Raw genomic sequence first — 766 nt, forward strand, 5'->3', positions numbered from 1 at the left:
GGCTACATCGTCAGATTAATGGTCATCGTGCGGGTAATTGAATACAGGCAAGCCCAGTTTGAAACGAAGGGCCAACAAACGAGCGATGAATCCGGCTAGCAGCGTAATGATAATGACAGTTTCCATTGGTAGCGCAGTTTTAAGCAACAAAATGTAGACCCAACCGGAGGCGAAGGCGATACCAGCATAAAGCTCTTTCTGAAAAACCAGGGGTATCTGGTTGCAGAACATATCGCGGAGAACACCGCCAAACACACCCGTCACGACGGCACTGATGGCCGCAATAATTCCAGCATGCCCCATATCCAGCGCGACCTGCGCGCCAATGATGGAAAATACCACCAGGCCTAATGCATCCAGGACAAGAAAAACCTTACGAAGGTGGGGCATCAGGGGGGCTGCCAGCGTAGTAATGACGGCGGCAGCAGCAACAATCATTATATATTCAGGATGTTTCACCCAACCGAGTGGGTAATGTCCAAGCAGCATATCGCGAACTGAGCCCCCGCCAATCGCAGTGACAGACGCGATGATGATTACACCGAACATATCCATCTTGCGACGACCAGCCGCCAGTGCGCCTGTCATTGCTTCCGCTGTAATACCGATGATGTAAAGGACCGTGAGTAACATTGCCATCTCCTTAAAACCTGCCGCAATCCTAAGGGGTTAGCGCCAAAACGGCGACTGAAATTTTCTCAGGGAGAGCTCTGTCGGATGAGGTGGCTCAACGGGATGGCATTAATGGTGAATACCTTAGCAAAAC

The 766-nt window shown here is 50.9% G+C and carries 1 protein-coding gene; it reads right to left on the reverse strand.

What is annotated here, in order from left to right; genetic code table 11:
* Positions 1–15: 15 nt before the first annotated feature.
* Positions 16–633 carry a trimeric intracellular cation channel family protein gene (locus WH277_RS00195; RefSeq protein WP_339456436.1) on the reverse strand — a complete coding sequence of 206 codons (618 nt, stop codon included), beginning with the start codon at positions 631–633 and terminating at the stop codon, positions 16–18.
* Between the last annotated feature and the right edge of the window lie 133 nt (positions 634–766).

Origin of the sequence: Erwinia sp. MYb416, assembly GCF_037479575.1 — a bacterium.
Classification (GTDB): Bacteria; Pseudomonadota; Gammaproteobacteria; order Enterobacterales; family Enterobacteriaceae; genus Erwinia; species Erwinia rhapontici.